Source organism: Amycolatopsis orientalis (assembly GCF_000943515.2).
Classification (GTDB): Bacteria; Actinomycetota; Actinomycetes; order Mycobacteriales; family Pseudonocardiaceae; genus Amycolatopsis; species Amycolatopsis orientalis.
This window is the reverse complement of the sequence record NZ_CP016174.1, coordinates 459,740-476,584: the sequence shown is the minus strand read 5'-3', so window position 1 is coordinate 476,584 and position 16,845 is coordinate 459,740. Positions and strand designations below refer to the sequence as shown.

The following is a 16,845-nucleotide window of genomic DNA, read 5'->3' as shown; positions in this document are numbered from 1 at the left end:
CGAGGAGCCCCCGCGTCCCTTATTTGGGCGAAAGCCTACCGGGGACGCGCACGCCCGCCACCCTCGTAAGTGGTCCTGACCACCACTTCGAGGACTCCTCGAAGTAAATCTTCCTTAACACCAACGAAATAGTCGGAGGGCTTTCGCTTTAGTGACGGAGAGCACCCCTTGCTAGAGTCCGGCCGTGCACAAGCCCGCCGAGACCAGTACCCCGATCGCGCCGATCCTGGCGGCGAGATGGAGTCCTCGCGCCTACGACGAGTCAGCCGTCGTCACCGAAGAGCAGCTCCGCGCGCTGCTCGAAGCGGCCCGATGGGCACCCTCGTTCGGCAACACCCAGCCCGCCCGCTACCTGGTCGGCCTGCGGGGCACGCCGTCGTTCGACCGGATCCTCGCGACGCTCAACTCGGGCAACCGCGCGTGGGCGCACCGCGCCGGGCTCCTGCTGATCGGCGTGATGGTGACCACGAACGAGAAGGGCGACGTCCCTTACGCCGAGTACGGACTGGGGCTGGCGAGCGAGAACCTCGTGCTCCAGGCCGTCGAGCTCGGGCTGATCGCGCACCAGATGGCGGGTTTCTCCGCCGACGCGGCGAAGGACTTCTTCGGACTCCCGGACGAAGTCGTACCCAAGGTCGCCATCGCCGTCGGTTCGCCGGCGGACCCGTCGGTGCTCGAAGAGGATTGGCGGATCGAGCGCGAGAAGGCGCCGAGGGAGCGCCTTCCGCTGGCGGAGTTCGCCTACTCGGACACCTGGGGCACGAGCGCCTTCTCCGACTGAGGGAGCCAGCGGAGGGCGAGCACCCCCAAGGCGAGGTGCAACAGGCTCAGCACCACCACGGCCGTGTGCAGACCCGAAACGAAGGCATCCTTCGCGTCAGCCTCGGCGGCGGACGCGATTCCGGGCAGCTGGAGGGTGCCGTCGAGGGTGGGCGCGAGACCCGGTCCGGCCAGGCGGAACACCAGCGCGGCGAGCGAGCCCATGAGCGCGATGCCCAGCGCGTTGCCGATCTCGTTGGCTGTTTCGGCGATCGCGCCCGCCGCTCCCGCCCTTTCCGGGGGGACCGCCGCGACGGCCGTGTCGGCCACCACGCTGAACGAGATGCCGTAGCCGACACCCGCGACCACCGTCGAGGCGACGTACCAGCCCACCCCGCCCGTGACGCCGGTCATGAGCAACAGCAGCAGACCGGCGGCGACGGAGAAGTGGCAGAGGATCAGCGCGGTCCTCTTCCCCACGCGATCGACCAGCGCGGGGGTGACGACGCACAGGATCGTCAGCACCGCCGCCCCGGGCAGGGCCAGGAGCGCCGCGTCCGACACGGACAGGCCGAGCACCGACTGCAGGTGGATCCCCGCCAGGTAGGCGGCCGCCGACCACGCCATCAGCGGCAGCAGGCCGGTGACGATCGCGATCGTGAAGACCCGGTCGCGGAACAGGGAGAGGTCGATCAACGGGGGGTCGAGGGTCCGTTGCCGCCGGGCGAACCACACCAGCAGGACCGCTCCGGCGATCCCCGCGGCCACCGCGACCGCGGACGGGCCTTCCGCCGCGGTGTGCTTGACCCCGTAGATCGCGAGGAGCAGGCCGGTGGCGGACAGGGCCACGCTCGGCACGTCGACCCGGCCGGTCCCGCCTGCCCGGACCTCCCGGAGCAGCACCGGCGCGAGCAGCAGGAAGACCGCGATGACCGGCAGGTTGACCAGGAAGACCGAACCCCACCAGAACCGTTCCAGCAACGCGCCGCCGACGATCGGGCCGATCGCGAAACCGGCGGCGAACGCGGCCGCGAAGACGCCGATGGCCTGGGCGCGGCGCCTCGGATCGGTGAAGAGTTCGCTCAGCACCGCCAGCGCCGACGGCAGCAGCGTCGCGCCCGCCAGGCCCATCACCGCCCGGCACGCGATCAGGAGTTCCGGGCCGGGGGCGAACGCCGCGCCCGCCGACGCCGCGCCGAACACCGTTGCGCCGGTCATCAGCAGTTTCAACCGGCCGTAGCGGTCGCCGATGGCGCCGAACGCGATCAGGAACGAGCCGACGGCGAACCCGTAGCCGTCCAGGATCCACAACTGCTGATCGGCCGTCGGGGCGAGCGCCTGGCTGATCCTGGGCATCGCGAGGAACAGGATCGACCCGTCCATGGAGACCAGGAGGACCGGGCAAAGGATCACCAGCAGGCCGAACCAGGCCCGCTTGCTCTCTCGTGTCATGACGTCGACGGTGTGACAACGCCCGTCCCGCGGCCATCCCCATGTCGTGGGTACCCCTGACAGGTACACCCACGGGCCGGTCCGGCGTGCTTAAGCTCGAAGCGTGGAGAGTCTCGGGGTCTTCTTGAAAAGCCGTCGCGACCGGGTGACGCCCGACGAGATCGGGCTGCGCACCTACGGCACCTCGCGTCGCGTGCCCGGCCTTCGGCGGGAGGAACTCGCCCAGCTCGCCGGAGTGAGCGCCGGGTACTACACGCGGCTCGAACAAGGACAGGCCGAAACCGCTTCCCGCCAGGTCCTCGACGCGCTCGCCAGGGCACTACGGCTCGACGACGTCGAGACCGGCCATCTGCACAACCTCGCCCGGCAGGCCACCCTGCCCCGGATGACCGACCCGGGTCCGGAAGACCCGCACCCCCGCGTCCTCGCGCTGCTGGAGAACCTCGGCGAGGCCGTGCCCGCGCTCGTCTTCGGACGGCGTGGCGACGTGCTCGCGTGGAACCACGCCGGGAACGCGCTCATGGCCGGACATGTCGCGTTCGACGCGCCGCGGGATCCGGACCGGCGGCCGTCGCTGCCGAGGATGTTCTTCCTCGACCCGCTCGTGCGCGAGCTGTACCGCAACCGGGCCGAACTCGCCCGGGTCCACGTCGCCTACCTGCGGTTGACCGCGGGCCGCTACCCCACCGACGCCCGGCTGGCCGCGCTCATCGGCGAACTTTCGATGCGCAGCGACGACTTCGCGGCGCTGTGGGCGACGGGCGACGTCGCCGATTGCACCGTCGGCGCCATGCATCTGCGGCACCCCACGGTCGGCGCGGTGAGCGTCGACTACCAGGTGTGGGTCCAGCCGGACAGTCCCGATCACCGGCTGGAGATCTACACGCCGAAGGATCCGGGTTCCGCCGACGCGCTGAAGATCCTGACCCAGTTCGATCGCTAACCTGGGTGATATGGGGGCTTTGCGCAGTCACTTCCGGAACGAGGCACGGACGCTGGCCGGCCTCTGGCTGTATCTGAGGCGCCGCCAGGACGGGGTCGACGGCGACGCGGTGGCCGTGCCGTACGGAGCAGGCGGCAAGGCGATCTTCGTCATCTTCGCCGTGGTGAGCCTGGTCGAAGCGGGCCTGTTCTGGCTGATCGACTTCGGGCTGTTCGCCGACCTGCTGTTGCTCGCCCTCGGGATCTACTCCGTGCTGCTGATCTTCGGGATCTACGCGGGCACCGTCGTCCGGCCGCACGTGATCTCCTCGCGTGAGCTGCGGGTGCGCTACAGCTCGTTCTACGACGTGCGGATCCCGAGGGAGAACGTGGCCGCGCTGCGGCATGCGAAGGAGAGCCACGATCCGCTCAAGGCGAAGGCCTTTCGCGACGAAACGTGGCTCAGCCACGACAACTACTACGAGACCAACCTGGTCGCCGAGCTACGCGAACCGGTCACGGTGACCCGGCCGCTCGGGAAGACCGAGTCGGTGCGCGTCGTGAAGTTCCACGCCGACGACCCGAAGGCCGCCGTGGCGGCTTTCGAACGCCTCGGCTCCGATCGCGTTTAGCCCGCTAAACGCGGCTAGTTCGAGCCGCCCACGCGCCGGATGATCTTCGCGACGATGCCCGAGACGACCATCCAGAAGACCGCGGCGATGCCGTAGTTGATCAGCACGCGGAGCTTGGCGTCGGCGGGCATGAACAGGTCCTTGAAGCCCAGCAGCAGCCCGTCGGCCCAGCCGCGGACGAACGAGACGATGCCGTTGTCGGGGTTGGCCTCGCCGATCACGAAGACGATGTGCAGCACCAGGATCGCCGCGAAGATCAGCCCGATCCAGCGGACGACACCGGCCAGCACGCCGGCCGCGCGGCCACCGCCCGCGCGCCAGTCGATCTTGCGCTTGGTCGCCTGATCTGCGGTTTCCTTCTCTTCAGCGTGCTCGCCCATGCCGGGCAGTGTGGCACGCCCTCAGGTCCGATTGCTACCCGCGAGTAACCCAAATGGGCGCCACTTGAGTCACGGTTCGATCGCGGGCCGGGTTTCCTTTCGGGAGATCTCGCGGTTAAGGTGGCGTCGTGGCTCGAGCTCTCCTGCTTCGCTGCCGCGACGGGGCCTGATCTGACCGGCTCCCCGTCGCGGGGCTTCGTGGTGCCGGTCGTCGCACCCGATTCTTCAGGAGAACCGTCCCCTCATGAGCATCCGTAAGCCCACGCGCCCGGCCCCTTCCGAGCAGGCTTCGTGGAACACCCAGCGCGGCACTTCGATGCCCGTACACCGCTATCGCCCCTGGTACCAGCTGGTCGAGGACATCGACCTGCCCGACCGCACCTGGCCGGACAAGCGCATCGACACCGCCCCGCTGTGGTGCGCGGTCGACCTGCGTGACGGCAACCAGGCCCTGATCGACCCGATGTCGCCCGCGCGCAAGCGCAAGTTCTTCGATCTGCTGGTCCGCATGGGCTACAAGGAGATCGAGGTCGGCTTCCCGGCGGCGTCGCAGACCGACTTCGACTTCGTCCGCGAGATCATCGACGAAGGCGCCATCCCGGACGACGTCAGCATCCAGGTGCTGACCCAGTGCCGTCCCGAGCTGATCGAGCGCACCTTCAAGGCACTCGAAGGGGCCCCGCGCGCGATCGTCCACATCTACAACTCGACGTCGATCCTGCAGCGCCGCGTGGTGTTCCGCGAGGAGCGCATCGGCATCACGAAGATCGCTTCGCAGGCCGCCGAGCTGGTCGTCGACTACGCGGCGAAGCAGCCGGACACCGACTTCCGTTTCCAGTACTCGCCGGAGTCCTACACGGGCACCGAGCTGTCCTACGCGCTCGAGGTCTGCAACACGATCACCGGGATCTGGCAGCCGACGCCGGAGAAGCCGGTCATCCTGAACCTGCCCGCCACCGTCGAGATGGCGTCGCCGAACGTCTACGCCGACTCGATCGAGTGGATGCACCGCAACCTGGACCGCCGCGATTCGGTGATCCTGTCGCTGCACCCGCACAACGACCGCGGCACCGGCATCGCCGCCGCCGAACTGGGCTTCCAGGCGGGCGCGGACCGGATCGAAGGCTGCCTGTTCGGCAACGGCGAGCGCACCGGCAACGTCGACCTGGTCGCGCTGGGCATGAACCTCTACAGCCAGGGCGTCGACCCGCAGATCGACTTCTCCGACATGGACGAGATCAAGCGGACCGTCGAATACTGCAACCAGCTGCCGGTGCACGAACGCAGCCCGTGGGCCGGTGACCTGGTGTTCACCGCGTTCTCCGGCAGCCACCAGGACGCGATCAACAAGGGCCTCGACGCGCTGAAGGCCGCCGCCGACAAGGCGGGCACGCCGGTCGACGAGCACCCGTGGGAGGTCCCGTACCTGCCGATCGACCCGAAGGACATCGGCCGGAACTACGAGGCCGTGATCCGGGTGAACTCGCAGTCCGGCAAGGGCGGCGTCGCCTACATCATGAAGGCCGAGCACCAGCTCGACCTGCCGCGGCGGCTGCAGATCGAGTTCTCGAAGGTCGTCCAGCGCCACACCGACACCGAGGGCGGCGAGGTCGACCCGGCCACCATGTGGAACGCGTTCTCGGCCGAGTACCTGGAGCTGAAGACGCCGCTGGAGCTGGTGCGCCAGCACGTCAGGGACAACGGCGACGGTGAGTACGACATCACCGCCACCGTGCGGGTCGAAGGGGACGAGCACGAGGTCACCGGGCGCGGCAACGGCCCGATCGCGGCGTTCTTCGACGCGCTGTCGACGGTCGGGTTCGACCTGCGACTGCTGGACTACAGCGAGCACACGCTCTCGCCGGGCGACGACGCGCGGGCGGCGTCGTACATCGAGTGCGCGATCTCCGACCGCGTGTACTGGGGCATCGGGATCGACCCGTCGATCGTGACCGCCTCACTGCGGGCCGTCGTCTCGGCCGTGAACCGGGCCAACCGGTAGCGGCCCGGCTCCAGTAAGTACCCGTCCGTTCGGGCAGCGACTGTTCGCCGACGAAGGTCGATGGTCCGTGAAGGCCTCCTTGAGGGAATCAGAGTCCCTCAAGGAGGCCTTCACGGACTTGATAACACGGGCAATGATGGTCAATCGAACGAATCGGCCCGGTGAATCCTTTATGGACAGTTGGAGAGCCTCAGGAACCGCCGCTCAAGTTCCTGGCATTGCGGTTGCGTGCGGGAAGGGGACCCGGGTTCGTCCATGAAGGAATCGGGACACTCAACGTCCCAATTCCTTCATGGACGCGGGCACCGAGCTGAACCGAGGTGGGACCTACCCGTCGGCGGCTCGGATCGTCACTCACGACCCGCCAAACCGCACTACAGGGCTTTAACCGCGGCCAGGACGTCGGCCGGGTCGGTGCGGGTGGTGTAGTCCGGGTGGACGTCGATGAAGCGGATGACGCGTTCGCGGTCCACCACCAGCACGGTCGGATACGGCAGTTCCCATTCGGTCGCCCCGTTGAGCTTCTCGACGTCGCCGATGAGCGTGTCGAAGGCCGGCTTCGTCGCCGGATCCAGCCGGAACGTGATGCCCAGCGCCCGCCCGAGTTCGTTGCCCACATCGGACAGCACGGTGAACTCAAGATCCTTTGTGGACAGTGAGTCGTCCGGAAGCTGCGGGCTGACCGCGACCAGCCGCGCCCCCAGGTTTTCCAGTTCCGGCAACACTTCCTGCTGATAAGTGCGCAGCGCCAGATTGCAGTACGGGCACCATGCGCCGCGATAGAACACCAAGACCGCGGGTCCGTCCGCGACCAGTTCGCCGAGTGACACCCGCGCCCCCGTCGCGTCCGGCAGCGTGAAGTCCGGCATCGCCGCCCCCGGTTTCGCCGCCGCCTCGGCGACGACCCCGACGAAGCGCGCACGGTCGGCCTTGAGCACCTCCGCGATCTCGGCCGGGACATGGCTCGCGACGTTGCCCCGCAACTCGGCGAGGTCGGTGTTGAGATCCCCCATCATCAGCTCCTTGGATTGTACTGATCGGTACAGTGGAGCCGACTGTACTATCCGGTACATGAACGGTCAACCGGCGGCGAAGACCCCGCGCGGGCGGATGACGCGGGACGCGATCATCGACGCGGCGGCGGAACTGATGTACGTCAACGGCGTCGCCGGGACGAGCGTCGACAAGGTGCTCGCGGCGAGCGGGGCCGGGAAATCGCAGATGTACCACTACTTCAAGAACAAGGATCAGCTCGTCGAGGCGGTGATCGCCCGCTTCCTCGAGAATATCCTCGGCAACCAGCCGACCATCTTCGCGCTGAACGACTGGGCCGACTTCGAGCAGTGGACGCGGGAGATCCTGGCCATCCAGAGCACGCCGAAGGGGCCGATCGCCTGCCCGCTCGGCAACCTCGCCGGCGAACTCGGGGACGATCCGAAGATCGCGCCGCTGCTCGACAACGCGTACCGCGAATGGGAGTCACATCTCGAAAAGGGCCTGAAGACCCTGCAGGAAAAGGGAAAGCTCGCCGAGGACGCGGATCCGGCCCGGCTCGCACAGGCCGCGATGACCTGCGTCCAGGGCGGCCTGCTGATGGCACACCTGCGGCACGACATCACGCCGATCGCCGACGCGCTCAAGATCGCGCTGGATCACCTGAAGAGTCACGCTCGCCCGTAAGCGCCGCGACCTCGTCCGCGAGCGCGTCGAGCACCTTCGCCACCGCGGGCCGGGAGGACGCGCCGAGCCGGTAGACGGCTTCGACGTGCCGCGCCGCCTTGATCCCGGCCAGCGGGCGGCAGACCAGCCCGCTGCCCCGCCGGGTGTCCATTGTGTACCGGGGCAGCAGCGCGATCCCGTGCCCGGCGGCGACGAGCCGTTCGGTGATGCGGAAATCGTTGATGCGCTGGACGACCTGCGGGCGTACGCCGGTGCGGATGATCAGCGACTGGAGGATGTCGTCGACCGGGAAACCGGCGTTGACGCTGATCCAGCGTTCGTCGGCCAGTTCCGAGAGTTCGATGCGCCGTCTTTTCGCGAGCCGGTGACCGGCGGGGAGCGCGACGTCGAGCGGTTCGCGCAGCAGATGCCGCGTCTCCAGCCGTTCCGAGCCGAGCGACGGCGCGTGCTCGTCCCGGTGCGCCACCACGATGTCGTAATCCGCGACGAGCCCCGGGACCTCCGGCGGGGTCATGTCGACGTCGCGCACGATGACGTCCAGTCCCTCGAACTCCGCCGTGCGGTGCAGCAGTCCGGGCAGCAGCATCAGCCCGGCCGACTGGAAGATCGCCATCCGGACCCGGCCGCGCGGGGCACTGCGGTAAGTGTCCAATTCGGACTCCGCGCGGTCGAGCGCCGCGAGCACGTCGTCGGCGCGGGCGACCAGCGCGCGGCCCGCGTCGGTCAGCCGGAGTCCCCGGCCCGCCGGTTCCGTCAGCGCGAGCCCGACGTCGCCCTGCAAGGCGCGCAGCTGCTGGGAAACCGCGGACGGCGTGCAGTGCAGGGCCTTCGCGGCCGCCGTCACGCTGCCGCGGTCGGCGAACTCCCGCAGGGTCCGTAACCGGCCGATGTCCATGCGCCACCTACTGTGAAGTCAAACTGAATGGTCACTGAAAATATTATCGCTTGTCCTTCACGATATGCACCCGTAAGAGTGAAGGCATGCCCGCCCGCGACCGTTTTCTCGCCCTGCTCGTCGCCGTCCTCTGGGGCTGCAACTTCCTCGCCATCCACGCCACCCTCGGGCAGTTCCCGCCCGTCTTCGCCGGCGGTCTGCGTTTCGCGGTGATCGCGATCCCGACCATCCTGTTCGTGCCGTGGCCGAAGGTGAAGATCCGCCACCTGCTCGGCTACGGGCTCGGCTTCGGCACCGGGCAGTTCGCCTTCCTCTTCATCGCGATGGACACCGGCATGCCGACCGGTCTCGCGTCCTTGGTGCTGCAGGCGTCGGCGCCGTTCACCGTCCTGCTCGGCGCCGTCTTCCTGCGGGAACGGGTGTCCGGACGGCAGCTCGCCGGCATCCTGCTCGCCGTCGCCGGGATGGCGACGATCGCCTGGCAGCAGGCGGGCAACGCCGCCCTGCTGCCGGTGATCCTGACCCTGCTCGGCGCGCTGAGCTGGGCGTTCGGCAATCTGAGCACGCGGCAGGCGGCACCGGACAACCCGCTGAATTTCGTCCTCTGGATGTCGGTGGTGCCGCCGCTGCCGATGTTCGCGCTGTCGATGGTCATGGAGGGCCCGGCGGAGATCGGCCGCTCGCTGAGCACGCTGGGCACGCCGACCGGGCTGATCGGGCTCGGCGGCCTGGCCTACGTCGTGCTGTTCGGCACGATCGTCGGCTCCGGGATCTGGACCTCGCTGATGCGCCGCAACCCCGCGGGCGTGGTCGCGCCGTTCTCCCTGCTGGTGCCGGTGGTCGGGCTGTCGATGGCGTTCCTCGTCCTCGACGAACGGCCGTCGCCGCTCGAAGTCGTCGCGGCGGCCGTCGTCATCGGCGGGGTGCTGTTCGGTTCGACGAAACGCCGGGCCCGCGAGCCGGAATTCCTGGCCGAAGCCGAAACGCCTCAGCCCACTGGCGTGCGGTGAGGTTCTTGGGCAAGGCGGTCGGCGCGATCCCCTCCGCCCGGAGCCACCGGCCGGCATTTCGCAGTCCGGCCGTGGCGAGGATCTCGGCGACACCACGGCCGCGACCGGTGAACACCCGCCGCACGAAGTCCTGGTAGCGCTCGCGGTCCGCGTCCGCGACGAGTGATGCCGGCCGCCGGACCATGGTGAGCAGTCCGCCGTCCACACCGGGCATCGGACGGAACGCCGACGCCGGAACCCTGCCGACCAGCCGGAAATCGAACCACGGCCACCACTGCGCGGTCATCATGGTCGCGCCGCCGACGCCCGCCCGACGGCGCGCCACCTCCCATTGTACGAGCAGCACCGCTTCGGTCCAGCCGGGAGCGTGCAGGACACGTCGCAGCATCGCGGTGGTCAGATGGAACGGCAGATTTCCGACCAGCACGTACGGCGTCGCCGGAAGAGGGTGGCGCAGGAAGTCGGCGGTGACGATCTCCGTCGGCGGCTCGACCCGGCGCGCCAGCAGTGCGGCGCGGCGATCGTCGAGCTCGATGGCTGTCAGGCGTCTGCCCAGCCGCTGCAACGGAAGGGTCAGCGCGCCGTCACCGGCGCCGATCTCCACGATCGGCCCACCGGTGCCGTCGACGAGCTTCACGACGGTTTCGATGACCGTTCGGTCGACGAGGAAGTTCTGGCCGAGTTCGTGACGGCCAGGACGCTGTGTGCGCAAGGGATCTCCGCGGCTTCGAGGGGAGCCGGGCAGCCTGAAGCAGACCCGGCGACGACTCGCTCGGGCAGCGGTTCCTTGCGATGGACGTAGGAGCCGCCGCTAGACGCGGCGGGTCCTGGTCATTGCGGCTGCGCACATGGCGGCGAAACTACCTCGGCCCGGAGACCGTCCGCCACCGATTTTTCACGCTCCGATCCGGCTCGTGCCGAGGTGCTCGACCGGACCGGACAGCGCGGCCTTGACCTGACGCGTGAGGTCGTCGGCGAGCACCTCGGTCTCCCCCTTTTCCAGCCCGTCGACGACCTGCCGCGCGACGTCACGCGGGTCGTTCTTGGGGACCTCGAGCCCCTGCGTCATGTCGGTGTCGGTGTAGCCGAGGTGAACGCCGACGACCTGGGTGCCCTGGTCGGCGAACTCGATGCGAAGCGAGTTGGTGATCGACCAGAACGCCGCCTTCGACGCACCGTAGGAACCCGAGCCCGCCGCCCACGACAGGACCGAGTGGACGTTGACCAGCGCGCCACCGTCCTTGAGCTGCGGCGCAAACGCTTGCGCGACGCGGAGCGCGCCGAAGACGTTCGTTTCGAAGACGGGGCGGTGCGCGTCGACGTCCTCGGTCAGCAGTGAGCCGAGTCCGAGGGTCCCGGCGTTGTTGAAGACGATCGTGGCGTCGCTGGCCTTCGCGGCCAGCGCGCGGACGGAATCGGGGTCGGTGACGTCGAGCGGGAGCGGGACGATCCGCGGATCCGTCTCCTCGCGCGGCACCCTGGCCGTGGCGTAGACCTTGGCGGCGCCGCGGTCGAGGAGTTCGGCGACGAACGCCTTGCCGAGCCCGCGCTGCCCGCCGGTGACCACGGCGACGGCACCCTCGAGTGAGGTCATGACTTGCTCCCTTGACAGAAGTGTTCGGCTTTTGCCTCTGTCATTCAGGATGGAGACGAAGGCCGACAGAGTCAAGTACGCTTGACCTATGTCATGGACCGCGACGGACCGGTACCGGTTGCGCGCCGCCCCCTCGGGACTGGCGCTCGTTCAGGACTTCCTCAACACCAAGGCCATCAAGACCTACGGCCTGGACCTGCTGAGCGACGCCGATCTGGCGCGGCCTTGGGCGGGCGAGGCGCTGGCGGAATGGTCGCGGGCAAGGGACGCCGAAGTGCCCGACATCACGCTGACCTCAGGGGACCTTCGCGCGCTTCGCGACCTACGGGAGTCGTTCGTTTCGCTGGTGGACGGCGAGGACACGGCTGTCGAGAAGCCGATCAAGGCGGATCTGGTCCTGCGCGACGGCGTCGTCCGGCTGTTCCCGTCCGGCACCGGACGGCAGTGGCTCACGTCGGCGCTGTGGACGGAGACGTTGCTCGCGCAGCAGGCCGGGATCTGGCCGCGGCTGAAACTGTGCCGGCTCGACGGCTGCCGGTCGGCCTTCTACGACGTCTCGCGCAACAACAGCGGCGTCTGGCACGACGTCCGTACCTGCGGGAACGTCGCGAATCTGCGGGCTTCGCGGGAGCGGAAGAAAGCGCTCAGCTGAACGAGGACAGTGCCGACGGGATCGGGATCTCGCCGCCGATGACGTCGAAACCCTGGTTCTCGGTGAGGGGTTCCTCCAGCGTGCCGACCATGACGGCGGCGACGTCGGCACGGCAGACGCGGCCGGGTTCGAGGTGACCGGCGACCTTGACGTGCCCGGTGGGCGGATCGTCGGTGAGCGTGCCGGGCCGGACGATCGTCCAGTTCAGGCTGGAGCGGCGGAGGACGCTGTCGGAGATCTGCTTCGCCATCAGGATCGAGCGGACCAGACGGTCGCCCTGATCCGGCGAATCCGCGAACTGCGCGGAAAGCTGCACGAACCGCGAGACACCCGCCTTCTCCGCGGCGCGGATCGCGGTGATCACGCCGTCGCGGTCGACGAGGTTCACCGACGCCGGATCCGGATCGGGTGCGCCGATCGCGCTGATCACGACCTCGGAACCGGCGAGCGCCTCGACGAGGTCGTCCGCGTCGGCGGTGACGTCCGCGACCACGGTTTCGGCGCCGAGACCCGCGACCTCCTCGGCCCGGCGGCGGCTGCGCAGCCCCGCCCGCACCTGATGTCCCCGCCCCCGGAGCAGCCGGACCACGTGAATCCCCGTCCGCCCCGACGCACCCAGCACTGTGACCCGCATGGCAGAAGTCTGCCCGAAACCGGCGGCCGGTGCCCGGTGTCACGCCCCCCGCGTTTAGTCCTCTAGATGCGGTAGCGCGTGAAGGCCCCCTTCCCTCGGCTGAGCCGAGGGAAGGGGGCCTTCACGCGCTTCAACGAACTAGAGGATCTCGGCGGCCGAGCCGACGTCGGGCAGCCCGCCGATGTCGGGGTTCAGTTCCCCGGCCTCGACGAGTTCCGCCTTGACCTCGTGCGGCCTGATCCGCCCGTCGCGGATGTCCTCCGCGTAGTGGCACGCCACCCGGTGCCCCGCGCCGATCTCCCGCAGCTGCGGTCGGTCGGTGTCGCACAGGCTCTGCTGCTTCCACGGGCACCGCGTGTGGAACCGGCAGCCGGACGGCGGCCGCGCCGGCGAGGGCAGGTCACCGGCGAGCAGGATCTGCTCCCGGGTGTCCTCCACCGTCGGGTCCGGCACCGGGATCGCCGACAGCAGCGCCCGCGTGTACGGGTGCAGCGGGTTCTCGTACAGCGTGTCGGCGTCGGCCTCCTCGACCAGCGAGCCGAGGTACATCACGCCGATGCGGTCGGAGATGTGCCGCACCACCGCGAGGTCGTGCGCGATCACCAGATACGTCAGGCCGAGTTTCTCCTGCAGGTCCTCCAGCAGGTTGACCACCTGCGCCTGCACCGAGACGTCCAGCGCGGACACCGGTTCGTCGGCGACGATCAGATCCGGCTCGACGGCCAGTGCCCTGGCGATGCCGATGCGCTGACGCTGACCGCCCGAGAACTCGTGCGGGTACTTCCGCAGCGACGACTCGGGAAGGCCGACGGCGGCGAGGAGTTCACGCAGCCGCTTGGCCGTCGCCTCCTTGTCCTTGTCGAGGCCGTGCGCCTTCATCCCTTCCACCAGAATGGATTCCACCGACTGCCGAGGGTCCAAACTGGACATCGGGTCCTGGAAGATCATCTGCATCCGGCGGCGCGCCTTGCGCAGGTCCTCGCCCTTGAGCCCGGCGACGTCCGTGCCGTCGAAGACGACGTTGCCGTTCGTCAGCTCGGTCAGCCGGAGGATCGCCCTGCCCAAAGTGGACTTGCCGCAGCCGGATTCCCCGACCAGACCGTAGGTTTCACCCTTGCGGATGGCCAGGTCGACGCCGTCGACGGCGTACACGTGCCCGACCGTCTTGTCGAACACGATGCCGCGCTTGATCGGGAAGTGCACCTTGAGGTCGTTGACCTCCAGGAGCACTTCCTGCCGCGGTACCACTGACGTCATCGGGCCCCTCCTCGTGCGGCCACGGCCGGGATCACCGGGTTGTGGCAGCGCAGCAGCCCGCCACGATCGGGGGTCAGCTGCGGTGAAACCTCCCGGCACACGCCGAGAGCGTTCGGGCAGCGGGGCGCGAACGCGCAGCCGCCGTCCCATGGGATGTTGTCGGACACGGATCCCTTGATGGGGATCAGTTTCTCGCCGCGACCCGCGTCGAGACGCGGGATCGAGGCGAGCAGCCCGTGCGTGTACGGATGCCGCGGCTCGGCGAACAGCGCGTGCCGTTCCGCGCGCTCGACGATCTTGCCGCCGTAGAGCACGTTTACCTCGTCGCAGAGACCGGCGACGACACCGAGGTCGTGCGTGATCATGATCAGCGCGGTCCCGGTCTCCTGCACCAGTTCGCGCAGCAGCGCGAGGATCTGCGCCTGGATCGTCACGTCGAGCGCGGTGGTCGGCTCGTCGGCGATGAGCAGGCGCGGACGGCAGGCCAGCGCGATCGCGATCAGCGCGCGCTGCCGCATCCCGCCGGAAAGCTGGTGCGGGTACTCGGAAAGCCGCCGCGACGGGTCGGGGATGCCGACCTTGTCCAGCAGCTCGATGGCCTCTTTCGACGCCACCTTCCGCGACATCCCGCGGTGCCGTTCCAGCACCTCGGTGATCTGCAGCCCGATCGGGATGACCGGGTTCAGCGAGGACAGCGGGTCCTGGAACACCATGCCGAGGTCGCGACCCCGGCGGTCCCGCATTTCCTTGTCGGGCAGGCGAAGCAGATCCGTGCCTTCGAACGACACCGAACCGCTGACCTGATTGCCGCGCTTCGCGAGCAGCCGCATGATCGCCAGCGAGGTCACGGACTTACCGCAACCGGACTCACCGACGAGACCGACGGTCTGGCCCGGCTCGACGTCGAAAGAGACCTCGTCCACCGCGGTGAACGGCTTCTCACCGCGCCGCTGGAAAACGACCTTGAGGTCGCGTACTTCGAGGAGTGCCATGAAAGATCACCGCCTGTTCTTCGGATCGAGGGCTTCCCGCAAGGACTCGCCGAGCAGCGTGAACCCGAGCGCGACCACGATGATCGCGATGGCCGGGTAGTACGCCAGCTCGGGGCGGATGTCGAGGAACTGCCGGGCGCTGCGGCTCAGCATGATCCCCCACTCCGCCCGGTTCGGGTCCGGGTCGCCGAGACCGAGGAACGACAGCGCGGCCGCCTCGAGGATCGCGGTCGCCAGAGTCAGCGTGGCCTGCACGATGACCGGGCCGAGCGAGTTCGGCAGCATGTGCCGCAACACGATCGTCCCGCGCTTGACGCCGAGCGACGTCGCCGCGAGCACGTGGTCACTGCCTCGTTGCGCGAGCATCGAACCGCGCAGCAACCGCGCGAAGATCGGCACGCCGACCATCGACACGGCCACGATCACGGTCCACTGGCTCGGCTTCTGGAACAGCGCGGCGACCGAGATCGCCAGCAGCAGCGAAGGCACCGACAGCATGACGTCGACCAGGCGCATCAGCACCGTGTCGACCCAGCCGCCGAACGCGCCGGCGAGACCACCGATGATCATGCCGACCGCGACCCCGATGATCGTGGCCAGCACGCCGACGAGCAGGGTGTTCTGGGCTCCGACGAGCAGCCGCGAAAGGTAGTCGCGGCCGAAGTCGTCGACACCGAGCGGGAAACCGGCCTGTGCGCCGGGGATGATGCCCTGGCCGAGGATGACCTCGCTCTGCAGGTACCGCTCGTAGGGGTCCTTCGGCGCGATGAACGGCGCCAGGATCGCCAGCAGCAGGAACAGGGCGGTGATCGCGGCGCCGATGATGGCCACCGGGCTCCGCACCATCCGGCGCACCGCCTCGCCACCGAGGCTGTGCCCCTTCGCCGACGTCGCGGCGAGCTTGTCGATCGGCTCTTTCTTCTTGTTCAGCAATGTGTTCATCGGACACGCACCCTCGGGTCGATGAGCCCGTACGAGACGTCGACCAGCATGTTCACCAGCACGTAGACGAGCGCGCCGAACAGCAGCAGCGCCTGCAGCCGCGGGTAGTCACGCCGTTCGATGCCTTCGGCGAGCAGGAAGCCGAGGCCGCGGAAGTTGAACACCCGCTCGGTCAGCACGGCGCCACCGAGCAGCGCGCCGGTCTGCAGGCCGATGGTGGTGACCACCGGGAGCAGGCCGTTGCGGAGCACGTGACGGCGCCGCACGACCGGCTGGGTCAGGCCCTTCGAGTTGGCCGTGCGGATGAAGTCCTCGTTCAGCACGTCCAGCACCGAGGCGCGGGTGATCCGGACGATCACCGCGAGCGGGATGGTGGCCAGCGCGAAGGCGGGGAGGATCAGGTGGGTGATCGCGTCCCAGGCGGCGTCCCATTCCTGGGTGATGATGCCGTCGAAGACCGCGAACCCGGTGACGGTGGTGGCGTCGAGCCCCGCCATCTGACGGCCCTGCGAAGGAAGTCCCAGCGGGGCGGCCAGCACGTCCTGCATCATGTAGCCGAGGAAGAACACCGGCACCGCGACGCCGACCAGGGTCAGCACGATGATGACGTTGTCGATGGCCCCACCGCGGAACCGGGCGGCCAGGTAACCGAACGGGATGCCGAGGCCCACCGCGATGATCATCGCGGACAGGCCGAGTTCGAGGGTGGCGGGGAGGAAGTTCCCGATCTCCGCCATGACCGGCTGGGCGGAGACCAGCGAGTTGCCGAAGTCGCCGGTGACGGCCCGGCCGAGGAACTTGAAGTACTGGATGAAGATCGGATCGTCGAGGCCGAGGATCCGGTTGAGGTCGGCGATCTTCTCCGGCGTCGCCTTGTCACCCAGGAGGGCGCCGGCGGGGCCACCGGGCAGTGATCGGAGCCAGGCGAAGACCAAAATGGACAGGATCAAGAGCGTCGGTATCGCTTGTAGCAGCCGACGCACGAGAAAACGGAGCACGTGCGTTCCTTTGTTGCCAGCCCGGGAATGGGCCACAGGGGGCGG

General features: G+C 68.7%; 18 protein-coding genes. 7 read left to right on the top strand and 11 right to left on the bottom strand.

Annotated features, from left to right (window positions below):
• Positions 1-184: 184 nt before the first annotated feature.
• Complete coding sequence (locus SD37_RS02310; RefSeq protein WP_044853639.1) at positions 185-781, top strand: nitroreductase family protein; 597 nt, start codon at positions 185-187, stop codon at positions 779-781.
• Here the strand turns inward: SD37_RS02310 and SD37_RS02305 are convergent.
• Positions 742-2,211, bottom strand: coding sequence for an MFS transporter (locus tag SD37_RS02305; RefSeq protein ID WP_044853638.1), 1,470 nt, complete (start codon positions 2,209-2,211; stop codon positions 742-744). The genes SD37_RS02310 and SD37_RS02305 overlap by 40 nt on opposite strands.
• 103 nt (positions 2,212-2,314) lie before the next feature.
• On the opposite strand from SD37_RS02305, the gene SD37_RS02300 reads away from it, so the two are divergent.
• Together SD37_RS02300 and SD37_RS02295 are read left to right on the top strand one after the other, a co-directional pair.
• Positions 2,315-3,154, top strand: coding sequence for a helix-turn-helix transcriptional regulator (locus SD37_RS02300; protein ID WP_044853637.1), 840 nt, complete (start codon positions 2,315-2,317; stop codon positions 3,152-3,154).
• 10 nt (positions 3,155-3,164) lie between these two features.
• Positions 3,165-3,764, top strand: a complete 600-nt coding sequence (locus tag SD37_RS02295; RefSeq protein ID WP_236725256.1) for a hypothetical protein — start codon at positions 3,165-3,167, stop codon at positions 3,762-3,764.
• Between the two features lie 14 nt (positions 3,765-3,778).
• Here the strand turns inward: SD37_RS02295 and SD37_RS02290 are convergent, their stop codons facing one another.
• Positions 3,779-4,144, bottom strand: coding sequence for a hypothetical protein (locus SD37_RS02290; protein WP_044853636.1), 366 nt, complete (start codon positions 4,142-4,144; stop codon positions 3,779-3,781).
• A 244-nt stretch (positions 4,145-4,388) separates the two neighbouring features.
• Here SD37_RS02290 and leuA point away from each other — a divergent pair, with 244 nt between their 5' ends.
• Positions 4,389-6,146: a 2-isopropylmalate synthase gene (leuA, locus tag SD37_RS02285; protein WP_037318665.1), complete on the top strand. Its 1,758-nt coding sequence runs from the start codon at positions 4,389-4,391 to the stop codon at positions 6,144-6,146.
• Between the two features lie 374 nt (positions 6,147-6,520).
• On the opposite strand, the gene SD37_RS02280 is transcribed toward leuA, so the two are convergent.
• Positions 6,521-7,159 (bottom strand): peroxiredoxin-like family protein, encoded by a 639-nt coding sequence (locus SD37_RS02280; protein ID WP_044854024.1) that lies wholly within the window; start codon positions 7,157-7,159, stop codon positions 6,521-6,523.
• Between the two features lie 58 nt (positions 7,160-7,217).
• On the opposite strand from SD37_RS02280, the gene SD37_RS02275 reads away from it, so the two are divergent.
• Complete coding sequence (locus SD37_RS02275; RefSeq protein ID WP_044853635.1) at positions 7,218-7,826, top strand: TetR/AcrR family transcriptional regulator; 609 nt, start codon at positions 7,218-7,220, stop codon at positions 7,824-7,826.
• Here SD37_RS02275 and SD37_RS02270 read toward each other — a convergent pair.
• On the bottom strand, positions 7,783-8,721 hold the full coding sequence (locus tag SD37_RS02270; RefSeq protein ID WP_044853634.1) for a LysR family transcriptional regulator: 939 nt from the start codon (positions 8,719-8,721) through the stop codon (positions 7,783-7,785). The two genes, SD37_RS02275 and SD37_RS02270, sit on opposite strands and share 44 nt — an antisense overlap.
• Positions 8,722-8,807: 86 nt before the next feature.
• On the opposite strand from SD37_RS02270, the gene SD37_RS02265 reads away from it, so the two are divergent.
• Positions 8,808-9,731, top strand: a complete 924-nt coding sequence (locus tag SD37_RS02265; protein ID WP_044853633.1) for an EamA family transporter — start codon at positions 8,808-8,810, stop codon at positions 9,729-9,731.
• Here the strand turns inward: SD37_RS02265 and erm are convergent.
• Together erm and SD37_RS02255 are read right to left on the bottom strand one after the other, a co-directional pair.
• Complete coding sequence (gene erm, locus SD37_RS02260; RefSeq protein WP_044853632.1) at positions 9,634-10,443, bottom strand: 23S ribosomal RNA methyltransferase Erm; 810 nt, start codon at positions 10,441-10,443, stop codon at positions 9,634-9,636. The genes SD37_RS02265 and erm overlap by 98 nt on opposite strands.
• Before the next feature lie 183 nt (positions 10,444-10,626).
• Positions 10,627-11,325, bottom strand: coding sequence for an SDR family oxidoreductase (locus SD37_RS02255; RefSeq protein WP_044853631.1), 699 nt, complete (start codon positions 11,323-11,325; stop codon positions 10,627-10,629).
• An 88-nt stretch (positions 11,326-11,413) separates the two neighbouring features.
• On the opposite strand from SD37_RS02255, the gene SD37_RS02250 reads away from it, so the two are divergent.
• Positions 11,414-11,977 (top strand): CGNR zinc finger domain-containing protein, encoded by a 564-nt coding sequence (locus SD37_RS02250; RefSeq protein ID WP_044853630.1) that lies wholly within the window; start codon positions 11,414-11,416, stop codon positions 11,975-11,977.
• Here SD37_RS02250 and SD37_RS02245 read toward each other — a convergent pair.
• The 5 genes from SD37_RS02245 to SD37_RS02225 form a co-directional block, all read right to left on the bottom strand.
• Positions 11,970-12,611 (bottom strand): SDR family oxidoreductase, encoded by a 642-nt coding sequence (locus tag SD37_RS02245; RefSeq protein ID WP_037318682.1) that lies wholly within the window; start codon positions 12,609-12,611, stop codon positions 11,970-11,972. The two genes, SD37_RS02250 and SD37_RS02245, sit on opposite strands and share 8 nt — an antisense overlap.
• Before the next feature lie 138 nt (positions 12,612-12,749).
• Positions 12,750-13,868, bottom strand: coding sequence for an ABC transporter ATP-binding protein (locus SD37_RS02240; protein WP_044853629.1), 1,119 nt, complete (start codon positions 13,866-13,868; stop codon positions 12,750-12,752).
• The gene (locus SD37_RS02235) at positions 13,865-14,860 is read right to left on the bottom strand and encodes an ABC transporter ATP-binding protein (RefSeq protein ID WP_044853628.1); all 996 of its coding nucleotides are present in this window, start codon (positions 14,858-14,860) and stop codon (positions 13,865-13,867) included. Before SD37_RS02235 ends, SD37_RS02240 begins: the two co-directional genes overlap by 4 nt.
• Before the next feature lie 6 nt (positions 14,861-14,866).
• Positions 14,867-15,802: an ABC transporter permease gene (locus tag SD37_RS02230; protein ID WP_044853627.1), complete on the bottom strand. Its 936-nt coding sequence runs from the start codon at positions 15,800-15,802 to the stop codon at positions 14,867-14,869.
• On the bottom strand, positions 15,799-16,800 hold the full coding sequence (locus tag SD37_RS02225; RefSeq protein ID WP_044853626.1) for an ABC transporter permease: 1,002 nt from the start codon (positions 16,798-16,800) through the stop codon (positions 15,799-15,801). Before SD37_RS02225 ends, SD37_RS02230 begins: the two co-directional genes overlap by 4 nt.
• Positions 16,801-16,845: the final 45 nt, after the last annotated feature.

Excerpts from the sequence above, each read along its gene's own strand:
- SD37_RS02280 (WP_044854024.1), bottom strand. The coding sequence starts at position 7,159 with ATGGGGGATCTCAACACCGACCTCGCCGAGTTGCGGGGCAACGTCGCG.
- SD37_RS02290 (WP_044853636.1), bottom strand. The coding sequence starts at position 4,144 with ATGGGCGAGCACGCTGAAGAGAAGGAAACCGCAGATCAGGCGACCAAG.
- SD37_RS02250 (WP_044853630.1), top strand. The coding sequence starts at position 11,414 with ATGTCATGGACCGCGACGGACCGGTACCGGTTGCGCGCCGCCCCCTCG.
- SD37_RS02245 (WP_037318682.1), bottom strand. The coding sequence starts at position 12,611 with ATGCGGGTCACAGTGCTGGGTGCGTCGGGGCGGACGGGGATTCACGTG.
- SD37_RS02275 (WP_044853635.1), top strand. The coding sequence starts at position 7,218 with ATGAACGGTCAACCGGCGGCGAAGACCCCGCGCGGGCGGATGACGCGG.
- SD37_RS02295 (WP_236725256.1), top strand. The coding sequence starts at position 3,165 with ATGGGGGCTTTGCGCAGTCACTTCCGGAACGAGGCACGGACGCTGGCC.
- SD37_RS02305 (WP_044853638.1), bottom strand. The coding sequence starts at position 2,211 with ATGACACGAGAGAGCAAGCGGGCCTGGTTCGGCCTGCTGGTGATCCTT.
- leuA (WP_037318665.1), top strand. The coding sequence starts at position 4,389 with ATGAGCATCCGTAAGCCCACGCGCCCGGCCCCTTCCGAGCAGGCTTCG.
- SD37_RS02265 (WP_044853633.1), top strand. The coding sequence starts at position 8,808 with ATGCCCGCCCGCGACCGTTTTCTCGCCCTGCTCGTCGCCGTCCTCTGG.
- SD37_RS02270 (WP_044853634.1), bottom strand. The coding sequence starts at position 8,721 with ATGGACATCGGCCGGTTACGGACCCTGCGGGAGTTCGCCGACCGCGGC.
- SD37_RS02235 (WP_044853628.1), bottom strand. The coding sequence starts at position 14,860 with ATGGCACTCCTCGAAGTACGCGACCTCAAGGTCGTTTTCCAGCGGCGC.
- SD37_RS02255 (WP_044853631.1), bottom strand. The coding sequence starts at position 11,325 with ATGACCTCACTCGAGGGTGCCGTCGCCGTGGTCACCGGCGGGCAGCGC.
- SD37_RS02240 (WP_044853629.1), bottom strand. The coding sequence starts at position 13,868 with ATGACGTCAGTGGTACCGCGGCAGGAAGTGCTCCTGGAGGTCAACGAC.
- SD37_RS02230 (WP_044853627.1), bottom strand. The coding sequence starts at position 15,802 with ATGAACACATTGCTGAACAAGAAGAAAGAGCCGATCGACAAGCTCGCC.